The sequence below is a fragment of the Mesorhizobium sp. M0292 genome, assembly GCF_040321695.1.
Lineage (GTDB): Bacteria > Pseudomonadota > Alphaproteobacteria > Rhizobiales > Rhizobiaceae > Mesorhizobium.
In genome coordinates this window covers 31,735-46,285 of sequence record NZ_JAMYSB010000006.1, presented here as the reverse complement: position 1 = coordinate 46,285, position 14,551 = coordinate 31,735, and the positions used below count along the sequence as shown (strand labels likewise).

General features: G+C 58.9%; 19 protein-coding genes. 6 read left to right on the top strand and 13 right to left on the bottom strand.

The window, feature by feature from the left end:
* Window positions 1–74: 74 nt before the first annotated feature.
* The 4 genes from NKI96_RS11345 (at window position 75) to NKI96_RS11330 (ending at window position 4,091) form a co-directional block, all read left to right on the top strand.
* Window positions 75–1,109 carry an extracellular solute-binding protein gene (locus NKI96_RS11345; protein WP_023707000.1) on the top strand — a complete coding sequence of 345 codons (1,035 nt, stop codon included), beginning with the start codon at window positions 75–77 and terminating at the stop codon, window positions 1,107–1,109.
* 101 nt (window positions 1,110–1,210) lie between these two features.
* Window positions 1,211–2,638, top strand: coding sequence for an amidase (locus NKI96_RS11340; RefSeq protein WP_352804454.1), 1,428 nt, complete (start codon window positions 1,211–1,213; stop codon window positions 2,636–2,638).
* A 69-nt stretch (window positions 2,639–2,707) separates the two neighbouring features.
* Window positions 2,708–3,397 (top strand): TetR/AcrR family transcriptional regulator, encoded by a 690-nt coding sequence (locus tag NKI96_RS11335; protein WP_352804451.1) that lies wholly within the window; start codon window positions 2,708–2,710, stop codon window positions 3,395–3,397.
* 142 nt (window positions 3,398–3,539) lie between these two features.
* The gene (locus NKI96_RS11330; protein ID WP_023688401.1) at window positions 3,540–4,091 is read left to right on the top strand and encodes a DUF2569 family protein; all 552 of its coding nucleotides are present in this window, start codon (window positions 3,540–3,542) and stop codon (window positions 4,089–4,091) included.
* Window positions 4,092–4,445: 354 nt separating this feature from the next.
* On the opposite strand, the gene NKI96_RS11325 is transcribed toward NKI96_RS11330, so the two are convergent.
* From NKI96_RS11325 to NKI96_RS11275, 10 genes are all read right to left on the bottom strand, one after another.
* Entirely contained in the window at window positions 4,446–4,997 is a 552-nt protein-coding gene (locus tag NKI96_RS11325; RefSeq protein ID WP_352804448.1) for a hypothetical protein, read from the bottom strand.
* Window positions 4,998–5,268: 271 nt separating this feature from the next.
* Window positions 5,269–5,691 (bottom strand): hypothetical protein, encoded by a 423-nt coding sequence (locus tag NKI96_RS11320; protein ID WP_352459048.1) that lies wholly within the window; start codon window positions 5,689–5,691, stop codon window positions 5,269–5,271.
* Between the two features lie 50 nt (window positions 5,692–5,741).
* Entirely contained in the window at window positions 5,742–6,203 is a 462-nt protein-coding gene (locus NKI96_RS11315) for a flotillin family protein (protein WP_352804444.1), read from the bottom strand.
* 492 nt (window positions 6,204–6,695) lie between these two features.
* A complete protein-coding gene (locus NKI96_RS11310; protein WP_352790773.1) occupies window positions 6,696–7,121 on the bottom strand; it encodes a hypothetical protein in 426 nt (141 codons plus the stop codon).
* The gene (locus NKI96_RS11305; RefSeq protein ID WP_352804441.1) at window positions 7,114–7,296 is read right to left on the bottom strand and encodes a hypothetical protein; all 183 of its coding nucleotides are present in this window, start codon (window positions 7,294–7,296) and stop codon (window positions 7,114–7,116) included. Before NKI96_RS11305 ends, NKI96_RS11310 begins: the two co-directional genes overlap by 8 nt.
* A 564-nt stretch (window positions 7,297–7,860) precedes the next feature.
* On the bottom strand, window positions 7,861–8,484 hold the full coding sequence (locus tag NKI96_RS11300; RefSeq protein ID WP_352804438.1) for a hypothetical protein: 624 nt from the start codon (window positions 8,482–8,484) through the stop codon (window positions 7,861–7,863).
* A 376-nt stretch (window positions 8,485–8,860) separates the two neighbouring features.
* Entirely contained in the window at window positions 8,861–9,421 is a 561-nt protein-coding gene (locus tag NKI96_RS11295) for a recombinase family protein (protein ID WP_352804435.1), read from the bottom strand.
* 292 nt (window positions 9,422–9,713) lie between these two features.
* A complete protein-coding gene (locus tag NKI96_RS11290) occupies window positions 9,714–10,598 on the bottom strand; it encodes a hypothetical protein (RefSeq protein ID WP_352804432.1) in 885 nt (294 codons plus the stop codon).
* Window positions 10,599–11,115: 517 nt separating this feature from the next.
* Entirely contained in the window at window positions 11,116–11,502 is a 387-nt protein-coding gene (locus NKI96_RS11280) for a hypothetical protein (protein WP_352804429.1), read from the bottom strand.
* On the bottom strand, window positions 11,503–11,751 hold the full coding sequence (locus NKI96_RS11275) for a hypothetical protein (RefSeq protein ID WP_352804426.1): 249 nt from the start codon (window positions 11,749–11,751) through the stop codon (window positions 11,503–11,505). It abuts the gene before it with no gap.
* 144 nt (window positions 11,752–11,895) lie between these two features.
* Here NKI96_RS11275 and NKI96_RS11270 point away from each other — a divergent pair, with 144 nt between their 5' ends.
* Together NKI96_RS11270 and NKI96_RS11265 are read left to right on the top strand one after the other, a co-directional pair.
* The gene (locus NKI96_RS11270; protein WP_352804423.1) at window positions 11,896–12,192 is read left to right on the top strand and encodes a YuaX family protein; all 297 of its coding nucleotides are present in this window, start codon (window positions 11,896–11,898) and stop codon (window positions 12,190–12,192) included.
* Window positions 12,182–13,117 carry a TIR domain-containing protein gene (locus NKI96_RS11265; RefSeq protein WP_352804420.1) on the top strand — a complete coding sequence of 312 codons (936 nt, stop codon included), beginning with the start codon at window positions 12,182–12,184 and terminating at the stop codon, window positions 13,115–13,117. Before NKI96_RS11270 ends, NKI96_RS11265 begins: the two co-directional genes overlap by 11 nt.
* Window positions 13,118–13,160: 43 nt before the next feature.
* Here the strand turns inward: NKI96_RS11265 and NKI96_RS11260 are convergent, their stop codons facing one another.
* The 3 genes from NKI96_RS11260 to NKI96_RS11250 all read right to left on the bottom strand — a co-directional run bounded on the left by NKI96_RS11260 (window position 13,161) and on the right by NKI96_RS11250 (window position 14,261).
* A complete protein-coding gene (locus NKI96_RS11260; protein ID WP_352804417.1) occupies window positions 13,161–13,424 on the bottom strand; it encodes a hypothetical protein in 264 nt (87 codons plus the stop codon).
* 437 nt (window positions 13,425–13,861) lie between these two features.
* Window positions 13,862–14,071 carry a hypothetical protein gene (locus NKI96_RS11255; protein WP_352804414.1) on the bottom strand — a complete coding sequence of 70 codons (210 nt, stop codon included), beginning with the start codon at window positions 14,069–14,071 and terminating at the stop codon, window positions 13,862–13,864.
* 10 nt (window positions 14,072–14,081) lie between these two features.
* Window positions 14,082–14,261 (bottom strand): hypothetical protein, encoded by a 180-nt coding sequence (locus tag NKI96_RS11250; RefSeq protein ID WP_352804411.1) that lies wholly within the window; start codon window positions 14,259–14,261, stop codon window positions 14,082–14,084.
* Window positions 14,262–14,551 lie beyond the last annotated feature (290 nt).

Sequence of the window (14,551 nt, the reverse complement as noted above, 5' to 3'; positions counted from 1 at the left end):
ATGATCACCAGGACGAAGGGAACTTAGGGACTCGAGGCGCAATCCCGCCGGTCCCAACAATGGGAGACACAAGCATGCAGTTGAAATCGACCGCGACGGCGCTCGGCCTGTCGCTGCTGGCGATGACCGGCATTGCCCGCGCCGAGGGCGAACTCCAAATCTACAATTGGGGCAACTACACCAGCCCGGACCTGATCAAGAAGTTCGAGGAAACCTACAAGGTCAAGGTTACCGTCACCGACTACGATTCCAACGATACGGCTCTGGCCAAGGTCCGCCAGGGCGCTTCCGGCTATGACATCGTCGTTCCATCGGCCAGCGTGATGCCGATCTGGATCAGCGAAGGCCTGCTCTTGGAAACCGATCCCAACACGATGGAGAACTTTAGAAACGTCGATCCGAGATGGGTCGACGTGCCGTTCGACCCCGGCCGCAAATATTCGGTGCCGTGGCAATGGGGCACGACCGGCATCTCGGTCAACAAATCGGTCTATGCGGGCGATCCGAACACCTCGGCGATTTTCCTCGATCCGCCGCCGGAACTCGTGGGCAAGATCAATGTCGTGCCCGAAATGGGAGACATCATGTTCCTCGCCATCGCCTATGAGGGTGGCAAGTACTGCACCGACGACAAGGTGCTTTTGAAGAAGGTGCATGACAAGCTCATCGAGGCGAAAGCGAAATGGCTGTCGCTCGATTACGCTGCCGTCGACGGTCTCGGCAGGGGCGACATTGCCGCCGGCGTCAACTGGAACGGCATATCGCTGCGCGAGCGGCTGGAGAACGACAAGATCGTCTACGGCTATCCCAAGGAGGGCTTTCCAATCTGGATGGACAATGTCGCGGTGCTCAAGGATGCCAAGAACGTCGAGAACGCCAAGCTCTTCCAGAATTTCATCATGGACCCGAGGAATGCAGCGATGATCTCGGCCTTCGCGCACTACGCCAACGGCATCAAGGGCTCCGAGCCCTTCCTGCCGGCCGATATGAAGGGCGCGCCCGAAGTGGATGTTCCGGCCGAATTTGCCGACAAGGGCCAATTCATGCCGGCCTGTCCCGCAGACGTCCAGGCGCTCTACACCAGGATCTGGACCGATCTGCAGAAATAGCGGCCCCGCCAGCCGAAGCTGACCACCAAACATCGGGCCGCGGATCGCGGCCCTGCCATCGCCAATGCCAGATGCCGTAAAGCAGCCGCGGGAGATTTTTTATGTCCGATCTCGACCTTTGCTACATGCCGGCCAGCGAGGCGTTGCGGCTGTTCAAGGCGAAGAAACTGTCGCCTGTGGAACTGATGCAGGCCACCATCCGCCGCGCCGAGGCGACCAAGGCGACGATCAATTGCCTTACCTTCACGCATTTCGACGAGGCGATGGCTCTCGCCGGAAAAGCCGAGGCGAAATACACCAAGGGCGCCAGAACCGGCGCGCTCGAGGGCTTGCCGATCGGCATCAAGGATGAGAGTTACATCAAGGGCAAGCCGACATCGCATGGCTCGCTGCTGTCGAAGGATGCCATTGGCGGCCATACCTCGACGATGAACGAGCGTGTCATGAAGGCGGGTGGTATCGTGCACGCCCGCACCGCGACGCCCGAATTCAGCTGCGCCGGCTATACCTGGTCGAAGCGCTGGGGCGTCACGCGCAACCCCTGGAATCCGGATTTTACGCCGGGCGGCTCGTCGGGTGGTTCGGCGGCAACGCTGGCCTCCGGCACGTCGTCGATCGCAACCGGCTCGGACATAGCGGGCTCAATCCGCATCCCTGCCTCGGCCTGCGGCCTGGTCGGCTTCAAGCCGCCTTACGGCCGCAATCCCGATGAGCCGCCGTTCAATCTCGATTTCTACTGTCACACCGGGCCCTTGGCCCGAAACGTCGGGGATGCGATCCTGCTGCAGAACGTCATGGCCGGGCCGAGCCCGCTCGACATCGCCACGCTGCGCCCGAAACTGCGCCTGCCGCTCGACTACAAGCCGATCAAGGGTTGGAAGATCGCATTCTCCATGGATCTCGGGTCCTTCGAGGTGGATGCGGACGTGCGCAAGAACACGCTTGCTGCCTGCGATGTGTTCCGCTCGCTCGGCGCCACTGTCGAGGAGGTGGACCTCGGCTGGGGCGACGAGGTGCTCAAGGCCGGCATGGCCTATCTCGAACATCTCTTCGGCGCCTCGCTGTCGCCGCTGCTCGCCAAGAACGGCAAGGACATGACCAGCTATGCCAGGCAGTTCGCGCAGGACGGGCAGAAGTCGAAGGCGACGGATTTTGTCGCGACCCTCGATGTGGCGGCCAGGATGTACCTGACGCTGGGGCCTTTGCTGGAAAAATACGACGTGCTGATCTGCCCGACCAATGCGCTTCCCGCAGTGCCGGCGGAATTCGATCAGACCAAAGGCAAGGTCGAGATCAATGGACGAGAGGTGAACCCGTCGCTGGGCTGGGTGATGACGACGCCGTTCAACATGCTGAGCCGATGCCCGGTTCTGTCCGTGCCGTCGGGCCGCGCCGCCAATGGCGTGCCCACCGGCATCCAGATTGTCGGCCGCACCTATAGCGACGCTGACGTGTTCCGGGCGGGTATGGCCTATGAGACGGCTCGTGGTCAGTGGTACACGAATGCCGGGACACGCCCGGCGCTGTGAGTCCGCAGGGCGCCGGCATGCCAAGGCAGCGGCGGGATGTTTCGGCCGCCGGGGAAAGGCCTGACGACAATGGCGCAACGCATAGCCACTCCGGATGCGGGAAAAAGCAAGGCGGCCAAGGGCGCGGCGAACGACGCCGCGCCCAAGGACCGCCGGCGCGAGCGCGGCGAAGCGAGCGTCCAGCGCATCATCGACGCCACCATCGAGCTCATCGCGGAGGAGGGGCTGGCCAGCGTCACCATGCAGCGCATTGCCGGGCATGTCGGCTCGTCCAACGCACTGGTGGTCTTTCATTTTCGCAGCAAGGAGAACCTGTTCCGGGCCGTCCTGCAATATCTCAGCGACCAATATGACGCGCTGTGGCTGACGCTGGTGCGGGCGCCCGGCCTGTCGCCGGTCGAGCGGGTGTTGGGCGCGGTCGATTGCGCGCAGCGCTTTGCCCGGCAGCATCCGAAATGGGTCTCGGTCTTCGTCGTGTTTTCCAGCGACCGCAAGAGCATGCAGATCTACAATGAAATCGGCCTGCCGAGCGATCTCGCCTACACGGCCGAAGCGCGCGAGCTGCTGATCGAGATTTCACGCAGCGGCGGTTACACCGGCGTCGACATAGACACGCTGTCGGAGAGCCTGAACTATCTGGTGCATGGCGCCTGGTATTGGGACCATCTCAACCCGTCCAGCCGCGACACCGACGTGCTGCGCAAGACCATGCTGCTCCTGCTGCACCAGGCCTTTCCGCGGCATTTTGACTTGGGGTGAGATGCGGCCATTGCGAGCGACGAAAGCGTCCTCTGCAAACCTAAACCCGAAAATCTCTACGATGCCTTGATCTCTGTAAAAACGCTTGCACAATCCAGAGGTGCAAGCTAAACAACCCAGGGATGCATTCGAGGGTGGGTAAATGTGGCATTGGGCGATACTTCTGTTGCTGATTGGCGTGCCGGTTTTCTTCGCCGTCCGGTCGTCGCGCAAATCCTCACAGAGCCCAGATGACCTCGTGGGGTTCGGCGGCTGGCTGATCCTGCTGGCGATCAGCCTGTCCCTTTCGCCGTTGCGCACACTTGTCGATATGGCCAGTCTGGTCAAAACCTACCAACAGCTTGTTACAGTGCCCAACGGGGCCTTGGCCATCTATGGCGAGGCAGCCCTCAATCTGGCATTTCTGGTGCTTCAGCTGGTCGTGCTTGTTTCGATGCTGCGGCGAAGCCACCGCTTTCCGCAGCTGTTCATATGTCTGTGGTTCGCGATCCCTCTCTTATTCGTACTGGACACAGTTTGGATATCGACTGTGCTTGGTGTCCCGGTAAACCGTTTGCTTGCCGGAGGAGCTCTGGTTACACCTTTGGCATCCTTCATAGTCACAGGGATCTGGGCCGCTTATGTATACAGATCGGTCAGGGTGAGAAACACGTTCGGCGATACGGCGGCCATACAGGCTGCGACATTTTCCTAGAAGGTCCGACGGCTGCGAGTTGGCCTGATGTCGTGCTGCCAGCTCCGCCGAATAGAACCGTCGGCAGTCCTCCTTCGACTAACGAGCTTCGAGTGGCCTGCCACCCGAAGCTCGAAGAGCGAAGGGTGGTGCCCCAGGACGGCGCTAAATGCCAAATCCAACTGAGGCGTTCCACCCGAATTAACCGTTAAAAATCAAGGGCTTAGAAGGGGCTCTTCCCCCGAAGCGGTTAAGCTCGGTGTACCTCTATGTGCCCGAGCGGTGTACCTTCTGTCAACGGGTTTTCATCCGTGTTCCGGTTGCCTTTCGTTTAGCGTAAGCCCCAAGCCGCACGATCCGGCCAACGAAACAAATTCAACCTCGCGTCTCGTTTTTAACCATCGCGAAGAGACCATTCTGTACAACCTGCAATTCGTCCAAAAGCTTGGCTGCTTCAGCCTTAGTAGTGGCCGCAGCTTGAGCTCCTGGCATCTCATCTCCAGCAAATTTGTTGTGCGATGCTATCGTTGCGCAACGGCCAAGCTTTTCCCGCAACTCTTCAGTTAATACGGGAGCATGGTTCGTGAGGTAGTTGTCGAGTTGCTTCTCGATGGTAGAGAACCGATTAGCGACATCGGTACAAGCGTCGTCCCAGTCCATATCGGGATGTGAGTATGAGGGTGCTATCTGACGATAAAGTTTGCCGAAATCGACCACCGCCACAAGCTCCCTGTCGAAAAGGATTTCTGCTTTCCGAAGCTTCAGTTTGTGCAGATCACTTTCTTTTGCTAATTCGTTTTTGAGGCGCTCTAGCTCCGTATTGAGCGCGCCTTTGTGTCCCTCTATTGAATGATCCGCCACAAGTTTAGCTATATATGCGCAGACAGCAATAAGTACAAAGCTGCCGCCCCCGAGAAGCGCGATCACGCTAACGCCAAATCGAACTATAATTTCTGGAGTAGTAGGCAATCTTCAACCCCTCGGTTCATTTTCCGACCCTGTATAGACGTCGCCTCCAATAAGCGATAGGCGCAACAAGGCCGAACACCGCAAAATTTACCTTGGACGGTAGATTTTTCCGGCGAGACCACGATGCCCCCGGCGCTCATACCGCAAACTGTTCTGATCGTGTTTGAAAGAGGGCCTACCACCCGCCCCGACACACCTCTTGGGGCGATGCATCGGGGGCTGGGAGGCGTCACTCAGTGAAGGCTGTGCCGGTCTTCCGGGCGGCTGCTATGGCCTGGGCATGGCCGTGGAAGACGTGCCATTCGCCCTTAGCCGCAGCCTTTCGCAGCGCAGGGTAGTCGGCCTCGTCGACATGCTCGAAGTACGTCGCCAGCGTCAGCCCATGCTGCCGAAGGACATTCCGGTCCAAATGCTGAGAGAACGCAGTCTCGACCACAGCCGCTTCCACCGGGTCGATCCCGTATGCTTCGCCGGTAAGGATTTCTCCGGTCTCCACATAGGCGTCCACAATGAATTGCTGCTGGGCGTCGCTGTGGGTATCCCTGAAGCGGTCAAGGCTCTGGTCAGCCATGCGGACAAACTCGGCATGTTGTTTCTCTTCTCTCTCGTCGTCGGTCAGTTCCTCATCGGCCTCGCCGGCCTTGTCATCCACGGTGGGCAACTCAGGGGCCGAAGCCCCGTCGTCACTCTCGGCCTCCGTGGTTACCTGAAAGAATAGCCGTAGGGGACCAGAGCCGCGTTCACAGCCGCGACGTAATCGCCCTGGCTGATCTCTCCACGTGCCGCCATGTCCTTGGCCTGCTGGGGTCCCAACTGGATGCAACCAACGGTCACCGGAAGCTGATCCACAAGGGCCTGCGGAGCCGAGCCGTTCATCGGCTTAGCCGCTGCTATCTGGGCTTTCTGGCCTTCGGTCAGGGCCTGCCCGGTGTTGATGCCAAGGCGCTTAGCCTGAAGCTGTTGATTTGCCCGAAGGCCTGCTTCCGTTTGTGCCGCGATCTGCTCGTTGAACTCGGCCTCCCTGCGGTCCCTCTCGGCCTGCTCAAGGTCGCGCCGCATCTGATCCACCCGGCCTTCAAGGGCCTGTCGCTCCCGTGCTTCCTGAGCGCGGATGTCGGTTGTGCCCGTGGTGATGAGGCCGCTGGCCTTGTTGAAATCGTTCATGATATTCGTTCCTTCAATTTGGTCATGGTTGATCGCCCCGGCGCGTCATTGCTCCGGGTGCGGGTAGGCTTGGTGGTGATAGTCGCGACCCCCACCAATCTGGCTGGTGGGTGTAGTGGTTAGCGCCTCGGAGAGAACCCGTAGGTCATCGCCTCAGGACGCTCAGGACGCTCGCTAAGGCCCGTTGGGGTAGTTGCTCCGGCTAGATCATAGCTGCCTCCGGCGACCCTTCCACGCAGCGCTGTGGGTCTCATAGACATCTCGGCAATACGCCGTGCGACTGCCACAGCCTCAAGCTCGGGGTAGCCATAGATTTCAAAGCATCGTTCAGCAGCCGTGTTGAAGCTCTGGGTCCATTCGATGCCTATCCCCGGCAATCTCCGGTCTAGCTGCGAGATGTTCCCCCAGTCGTCCGCTTTGATCCACTCGATTAAGGCAAGGGCAGCCTCTCGCGTGGGGTAGGTCGCGACCCAATCCCGCCGCCTGATGTCGTCAAGGTTCAAAGCGGGCGTTCCTATCGTTGCGCCACCTGAGCGGCCCGTGCTTCACGATTAGGGGCAGATGGTCATGGAAGGTTTCCCCATGCTCGCTGCCCGCTGTAGACGCCTCCAGCATGTCGATAACGCTAGGCTCATTGTCCCGCGACGGATGCCGAACGGGCAGGCGGTTCAACCAGTCTAGGGCGTCCAGTTCGACATGCCCGCGAAGGCCAGCCTTGACTGCCCCTTTGCCGGCCAGCCGCTTCAGCTCCATGTTCAGCATTGACCGGCTGGTGATGTACGCGCGGTCGATCCATTCGCCGGTCGACTGAACACCTCGCCTGCGGGTCCGCTTCATCTCGACCATCTGGACGATCCATTCGCGGTCGGTCTCGATAACGCGGATTGCCGGGGTGATCTGGCGGGTTGTCTCAGCCATTGGCTGCCTCCTTGACCAGACGCGCGGCCTCTCGCTTCATCTTCCGTGCCTCGGCTACCCGGGCCTTGTTGCGGTGATACCATTCTCGGCTGATTTCCTTGGCGCGAGCCGGGTTCGCTGCTCGCCATTCTCGACCGTGTATCCGCCATGCAATGCGGTCGGCCTCAGTCGACATGATAGGGGTCGGCTCCTGTGGTGATGTTCATCTGTTGTGATCCTTTCGGGTGAGGTGTTCGTGGTGACATTCGAGAGCTTCCCTTAAAGGGACGCCTCTGTTTGACGTGGAAGGGTGAAGACCTGTGGAGGGGAGACCATCAGTCATCCAAGCATCGGGTGGCCAGACTTCACGGGTCCTTTGGGTTCCTTCTGGCTACGACCTTGGAACAAGGGAAATGCAGAGAGTAGACCAAAGCTATGAGTGAAGTTGTGCTGAGGTTGATCAGGTACTCAGGAGACACATTCCATGGTCTTCGGAGCGAAGCGACCAAGGACAATTCAGAAATGAGGGTATCTCTAGGCTGTCTCTGGTTACAGAGGGCTTCTAGAGGGGTGTCTTATGTCCCTGAGCAACTCAGGAGAACCTTGGTGTCATCTTCGGATAAGCCTGTCGTCGATAGGGAGCCCGAAAGCCTGACCAAGGTAACACCCGAAGGGAAAGTCCCTGAGGGGAGTTATGCCTATATGCGGTAGTCAACCAATTATGCCATTGTTATCATTGTAAAATCTCATTTCTACGTCTTTATAACTTCCGGGTTCGTTTCGGTTTGAACAATCTTCTTGTGTCACGCTTTCGTGCCGCGACCTGGGCCTTGATTGCAGCGACATGCTTCGACACTGCCTGTTTCGAGATGCCGAGCAGCGCCACCACCTCGGATTGCGTCCATCCGTCTACGATGTAGAAGGCGACCTTCTCGCGGGTGCTGGCCCCAAGCCCCTCGGCTGTCCACGGATCGAAGCCGAGAAGGTCGGCGACCACAGGAACGTCAGTCGCCTTCAGGTATGCCCAGACATCGAACGGAGCGCGTCCACGCTTGGTTACCTCGTGGCGCTGTACACGGCCCCGCCAAGCGATCCCCTTGCGTTCAGCTTCCAGAGCCTCACAGGGCTGCGACAGGTGGGACCGGACAGCGCGGTCGGTGATCCCCAGCACCCTCGCTGATGCGGGCTGCGAGAAGCCCTCAGCGCGTAGGACGAGGGCGGCCTTATGGTTGAACTCTGGGGCACGTTCAGTGTCCTTGCGGGTGGCGTCTTGGTAGAGTTGGGTTGTCCACCGGGGGCCTTTCCTCTGAAATGCCTCAACCTCGGCAGTCCAGTGATCCGAGACCTCGGAGAAATCCGCCTCGACGGGACGGAAGACGGTCATGTTGGTTCCTTTCGTGTGCTTCATAAAAAACAACTGACGGGTGATTTCATACAAAATCGGAGGACAGATAGAGGGACACACGCGCCTCACCAAAGCTGCCCCGCCAAGCGCCACGTCCAGTCACCCCAGAAGGAGCGAAACAGGGCAACAGGCGGTCGCAACAGGGGAGAGCTGCACGGGGCAGCTTGGGTGAAGAGCGGGCGGTGAAGCGCGCGTGGCGTTGCCCTGTGCTAGTGGAGTGGGTATGGGCTCTTGGAGACCAAATCGCCTTCGTAGTCCTAGTGGGTGGGTTATGGCCCTTCGTAGGTGCCAGTGGTCACCTATTCAGCGGCCTCTAATGTTCGCCTTCCAAAGCGAGTGGAAGGGGTAATGGCATTCACGCTGCTGTGAGAACCTTCTGGACCGCCGAAGGTGAACACCCGGCCTCCTTGGCAATCTGCCTCACAGAGCGCCCCTCAGCCTTCAGGGCCTTGATCAGCTCATGGTCGAGCCTCACGGGCCTGCCGGTCTTCCATGGCTCGCCTTGGGCCTCTGCCTTGGCCTTCGCCTTCGCAATGCCTTCCATCTGACGCTCCTTCCGAAGAGCGGTCTCAAACTCTGCAATGCTGGCAAGGATGCCAAACACCAGCTTGCCCGTCCGAGTGGTCGTGTCCAGCGATGCGTCGTCCAGCACCTTGAAGCCGACACCCTTCCTGTCGAGCGTCTTGACGATCTGGTGAAGGTGCGCCGCTGATCTCGCCAGACGGTCCACCTTGGTCACCACGAACACGTCACCCTCGCGGGCAAACTCCAGCGCCTTCTCAAGCTCGGGCCTTGTCTCATCCAAGCCAGACCGCTTCTCGCTAAACACCTTCTCGGCCCCTGCAGCGGCGAGCTTCTCAAGCTGGGTGTCGAGGTCTTGTCCGGTCGAGCTAACGCGGGCGTATCCGACGATCATGGCTGTTCACTTTCCTCTAAGAGCTTTGGTGTGCATCACTTAGTGGACGCTTAGTGGACATGTCAAGCAGCATGTGCACCAACGTATAGGTTTGTGCACGTGACCGCTGCTAAGTGCTAGTTGTTACCCTAACCCCGTCTTGGCTTGATCCTCGGCAGTCCCGCCTGCGGCCTTCATCCAGCGGCAGCCGTTGGGGTCCCGTGAGATGGAATTGAGGGGGCACGGGGGGTCTTCGCGCGAGCCAGCTATCGGATCACCCAGGCGGATTTTTTCGCTAAATATTCCGACCTCGCTAGGGGGCTGGCGATTGAAGCCAGTGCGCAATGGACAGGTACGGATCGAAGAAATCCCAAAATACCTTGCCAGCCAACAGGGCGACGAGCGCCCACCAAAACCGCCTGTGAACCTTTGGTCTGCTTCGCTGCTCCTTCAGTTCCGCTAGGGGAAATGCCCATTTCGTGTAGCCAAACAAGATACGGTAGACCCAGAGGCTCGCTACCACGATGTAGACATACGAAGCGCTCTTCAGGAATTGGTTGTTGCCCGTCCATTTGTCGACGAGATCGGACGCCAGCCAACAAGCATAGAAGCCTAGCGGAAGTCCGAAGACCACCATGCCGTGGTCATAGACAAACGGCCCGTGAAATCTGCTCCTTAATCTGTGCCGTTTGTCGAGATGGCTCAATACGATCTTCTCGACGCCCGCAAGCCAGCCCTCACGGATGCTGCCTATGGTCAGGTTGCTCGCATTTTGAGTTGGGCTTGAGACAATGTTGTTCGCATCGAGCAGTGGGGGTTGGGAGAAATCCAGCATTAGCTCAAACGAGTTCGCAGGATTAGAGTTTGCCACCGCCCTGAAGGCGACCTGATTGGTCATATAAATTCTCGTGACAAAGGGAGCGTCATTCGGGAAATCAAAGATCTCCTCAGTGTCTCCGTAGGTATGTGAGCCGTCTTCACGATAGATGCTCACAGTTACTAGGAACGCCTTCTCCCGGACCTCCTTCTTTCGAGCCTCGAATTGCTCCTTCGTTTGGTCAGGTAACAACTCCCACTTTGCTAACGCAAGGTCTGCCTCTTCGGCAACGGTACGCTGTAGCCCCCTGTAAATCTTCCGTAGGCTCTCCACGGAGACCGTATATGAACCGAGTGGTATTTCTTTGTTGACAACGCCCATCTGAAGCCCGCCCGCCCAAACTAAGTGGTGCACGGTACTTCCCCTTCGGGGGCTCCACAACTTTGAGGTGGGCCATTGGATCCGCGGTCTTTACTTTTCCCCACCTGATTTCTCAATCCGCGCCCCGGCGCGCCGTGGGCATGGAACCGCCGCCCTTGTTCCAAGGAGCTGCTGCATCGCTGCTCCTGGCTGATCCGGATGATGGTCTGGCCGCGAAGGCAGAAGGTGTCCTGCCCCCGAACGTATAGGTCCCTGCGCACTTTTCACACATCGCCGGCTGCCAAGTATTGTGGGGGGAGGGGACGGGGCAACCAAAATGGAGCCTGAGGACGATCTGAAGTCCCGTATCGAGGCTGCATTGGTTCGCGGCCACCTCAGCCAATGGCAGCGCCAATTCCTCTTCGACATGCGTGACGTGCTGATCTCTGAGGGGCTGGCTGTGCCGCTCATTTGCGGGGCAACGAGCTGCCCGCCGACACCTCGCCCTTGGTGCGGGTCATAGGCTGCGACGGTGTGATCAGTCCCCCCTCTTGAGGCCCGAACCGAGATTTCTGATGAATGCCCGTCCTTTGTTGGTCAACGTCAGCGAACGCTTTCGGCGGTCGTTCTGGTCGAAGTCTATGCGGATCATCTCGTAGCCGCCCGTCATGTCCTTGTGGCCTTCGGCCCAGTAGTAGCAGTTGCGGGACGCAGTGCCTGACTTGAGGCCGACCCGTCTTTCGATGTCTTGAACGGAAATCTCCCTGTCGGCTTGTTCTGCCGCAGCGATCTCTAAGAGTGTCAGAACCGTCGAGACCTGCATCTTGGGGTCGAACTGGTTGAACCTCTGCAAAGCGTTCATCAACAGAGTGAGCGCCGCGAGGTCGTCAGCAGTCCCGGTCGCCGAGGCCTTCTCCACCTCCATCTACTCGGCCTTTGTGGCAGTGTATTGCCGGCCCACGATGATGAGCGGCAATGCCATTGCGGACAGGACAGTACCGACCGCTCCGACGACGTAGAGCCAAGTGACATCGGGCGGCATGCCGTCAAAGCCGTGTCTGGCCCCGGAAAGCCCCATAAATGCGAAGCCGACGATTGCAGGGCCGACGAGCATCAGGATCACTCCAAGGATGCCGGCCTCTGTCAGTTTCTGGGTGATGATGGTCCGCGTCATGTTGCCCGCCCCTATTTCCGATGTTCGAGTGATTAGGCGAGGTCAACGACTGGTCAAGTCGCTTGATGTTCTGGCACAATTGACGCTACGTCGCATCTACCTCTGTGCCTATTTATGCAACATTGCTAATTGACGGGGATTGCAATGATCAAAATAACGGGGCTCGACAAACTGACCAAGACACTTGAGCAGGCTCAAAAGGCTCTCAGGGAAGTCGACGGCGAACTTGGGACTGTGAGTTTCGATCCCGACGACCCAGCCAGTATTGAAGCCGCCATTCAAAGCGTCGGAGCAATGATTGACGAGCGACTTGGTCCTTATGAGAGAAACCCCGTGATTGCACCTCTGATCGAGGGCATGAAAGAGCAATACAGGCAGGGGATCTTGGATAGGGCCGCTGAGGCGCGGCTCGGGCAGGACGGGGACGCCGATGGCGACTGACCTATTCAAGCAGATGAATAACGCGCTGCTCGATCTCCAAGCATCGCAGTATCAAACTTACCAGCGGCCCCTCAAGGCACTGGCCCGTCTGCTGCAAAATCCCGACCTTGCTGCGATCAACGCCGAGCTAACCCTGGGTCTCGATCTGGATAAGTTTCTTGGGGCTCAAACCCCGCGCGGAGGCCTCGTAGGCTCCGACACCCTCGATTGGCCAGACGACCCCAACGAGACGCTTGGCCTGACGCTGCTGCTGATCTTGAGGTTCGCCGAGGAACCTCAAATGCTGCTCACCTTCGGGCACCATTACTTCCACTCCGGTAGCAAACTCAGCGCGGCTATCCACTCAGTCGTTGGGCAACTGCTGATCCCGTTCCTCCGGGACTACAAGTCTTACGTTGAGGGCAAGCACGATAGTGGCGTGCGCTTGATTTTGCCCGCCTCGACCAATAGCCGGGAGGCACGATTGACTGGGTTAGGATCGAACAAGGTCTTCATTGTCCACGGCCACGATGATGGCGCCCGGCACGGCCTCGCTAGGTTTCTTGAGAGACTTGGTCTCGAGCCCGTGGTCCTCCAGGAGCTACCTAACCAAGGTCGAACGATCATCGAGAAGTACGAGCAGATCGCGGGTGAAGTGGCTTTTGCGGTCGTATTGCTCACGCCCGACGACGTCGGGGCCTCCCAGACTGCGACTGAACAGAACCATCGGGCACGCCAGAACGTGATATTTGAGCTTGGGTATTTTGCCGGACATCTGGGGCGGGGCAAGGTATGCCTGCTCCGCAAAGGGAATGTTGAGATACCGTCCGACCTCTACGGGGTTCTCTACATCGATTTGGACCCTTCGGAGGGATGGAAGGCAAAGCTCGTTACAGAGATGAAGGCCGCAAAGCTGGATTTTGACCCCAGCCGTATGTGGGGCTGACACCGAGGAAACAACGCACTACGACTTTGCTTAGGCCGATAGGTCACTCCATGTCGGGGACGTCGCCGCCAACAAAGAGCGTTGTCGGTTCCCCGTATTCGCCCAGCGACGGGTTTGCATCGCGTGACCACGCAATGACCCCGGCATGTTTCCCCGCCAAGCCCTTCGCCGTCCTTATCGCCCGGTCCTCGGTCTGCTGCTCAACTGGTCCGAAGACAGGCTGAAGGTCGCCGCTCTCATCGCGGTCGAAGGCGGTGACGACTATCAGCTTGGGCATCTTCGGTTGCGGAAGGATGTTGTCTGACATGCTGCTGCCCTTCGTTGCAGGTTCGTTAGTCGGCCCCACCGCGCGGGCGTCGATGCCACCCCCGGCTAAACCCAGAGCTGACAGCAGGAGCCCATAGAGCCACCTCGCGCTCCAATGAGGCGTTGGCGACAAGAAGTGCCTTCACTGCCTCTCGGGCATCCCCGCCGCAGGTCGCTATAGCCTGATCAGCGGCAAGCTCCCAGTCCATCGCGTTTGGATCGACTACTGTTGCTCGGCTGGCATTGCTCGGTCTCACAGGTATTTCTCACCATCGCCGCGATGCTCGAAACAGAACCAGTGCGGTTCCCGCTTTGGCTTCGCGAAACCCCAGCCCCCATCCTTCCCACAGCCAGGGCGCTCGCACCAATGATGCTGGATGCCGGGGGCTGTGACGTGTTCGGGCCTTGGGAGCCTGATTTCGTCGCTCGCGTCCATCATCACCCCAACACTACCGGGGTATCGTCATAGCTGACGGTGGCTACCCCCGGATGCCGGTGAGCGATGGCGAGTATCTTGGTCTCAAGCTCACAGTTGTAGGCCATAAGCGCCTTCACGGTCTCAAGCGGGCTCTCGTACCGAGCGATCAGCTTCACCGCTTCCGAATGCAGTTCGGCTTTGGCCTCAGCGTCCAAATGCATGATGCCCATTGCCGGTCCTCTACCGTGCCGCCCGGCGTGGTGCCGAACGCGCGTCAAGCTGGTCCTGAAGACGACCGTTGAGAACGATCATCTCCTTGAGCGCCTTCATCACGTCGCCCTTGTGGACGGCGACGAACTTATCGGCGACGGCTTGAAGCGCGGCCTCTTGGCGGCTGTCGAGCGTCAGAATGTTGTCCATGGGATTACCTCCAAACACTGCATTGCCACAGTGAACAAAAAGAGAACATAAATGTCAAGGACGAATTGACCGGAAGAGGAATGCGTTCCTATTTTGGGCATGCCTGAAACTGGTGGGAGAGGAAAGCGCGGTGGCGAATGGAAGTTCAGCAATGCCCATGAGATTGGGCAGCTGGTGTTGGTCCGCTGTGGGCTGTGCAACGTCAAGCGTTGGTACCTGCCGAGTGATCTCAAGGAAATCTTCGGGGACATTGACGCCGAGCTAGTAGGGAGCAAAATGAGCTGCAGACG

Bases quoted from the DNA above. Each gene is read 5' to 3' on its own strand.
- NKI96_RS11250 (WP_352804411.1), bottom strand. From the start codon at position 14,261: ATGGACAACATTCTGACGCTCGACAGCCGCCAAGAGGCCGCGCTTCAA.
- NKI96_RS11295 (WP_352804435.1), bottom strand. From the start codon at position 9,421: ATGATCGTCGGATACGCCCGCGTTAGCTCGACCGGACAAGACCTCGAC.
- NKI96_RS11280 (WP_352804429.1), bottom strand. From the start codon at position 11,502: ATGGAGGTGGAGAAGGCCTCGGCGACCGGGACTGCTGACGACCTCGCG.
- NKI96_RS11260 (WP_352804417.1), bottom strand. From the start codon at position 13,424: ATGTCAGACAACATCCTTCCGCAACCGAAGATGCCCAAGCTGATAGTC.
- NKI96_RS11305 (WP_352804441.1), bottom strand. From the start codon at position 7,296: ATGTCGACTGAGGCCGACCGCATTGCATGGCGGATACACGGTCGAGAA.
- NKI96_RS11255 (WP_352804414.1), bottom strand. From the start codon at position 14,071: ATGGGCATCATGCATTTGGACGCTGAGGCCAAAGCCGAACTGCATTCG.
- NKI96_RS11330 (WP_023688401.1), top strand. From the start codon at position 3,540: ATGTGGCATTGGGCGATACTTCTGTTGCTGATTGGCGTGCCGGTTTTC.
- NKI96_RS11270 (WP_352804423.1), top strand. From the start codon at position 11,896: ATGATCAAAATAACGGGGCTCGACAAACTGACCAAGACACTTGAGCAG.
- NKI96_RS11290 (WP_352804432.1), bottom strand. From the start codon at position 10,598: ATGGGCGTTGTCAACAAAGAAATACCACTCGGTTCATATACGGTCTCC.
- NKI96_RS11275 (WP_352804426.1), bottom strand. From the start codon at position 11,751: ATGACGCGGACCATCATCACCCAGAAACTGACAGAGGCCGGCATCCTT.
- NKI96_RS11265 (WP_352804420.1), top strand. From the start codon at position 12,182: ATGGCGACTGACCTATTCAAGCAGATGAATAACGCGCTGCTCGATCTC.
- NKI96_RS11345 (WP_023707000.1), top strand. From the start codon at position 75: ATGCAGTTGAAATCGACCGCGACGGCGCTCGGCCTGTCGCTGCTGGCG.
- NKI96_RS11340 (WP_352804454.1), top strand. From the start codon at position 1,211: ATGTCCGATCTCGACCTTTGCTACATGCCGGCCAGCGAGGCGTTGCGG.
- NKI96_RS11315 (WP_352804444.1), bottom strand. From the start codon at position 6,203: ATGAACGATTTCAACAAGGCCAGCGGCCTCATCACCACGGGCACAACC.
- NKI96_RS11300 (WP_352804438.1), bottom strand. From the start codon at position 8,484: ATGACCGTCTTCCGTCCCGTCGAGGCGGATTTCTCCGAGGTCTCGGAT.
- NKI96_RS11310 (WP_352790773.1), bottom strand. From the start codon at position 7,121: ATGGCTGAGACAACCCGCCAGATCACCCCGGCAATCCGCGTTATCGAG.
- NKI96_RS11335 (WP_352804451.1), top strand. From the start codon at position 2,708: ATGGCGCAACGCATAGCCACTCCGGATGCGGGAAAAAGCAAGGCGGCC.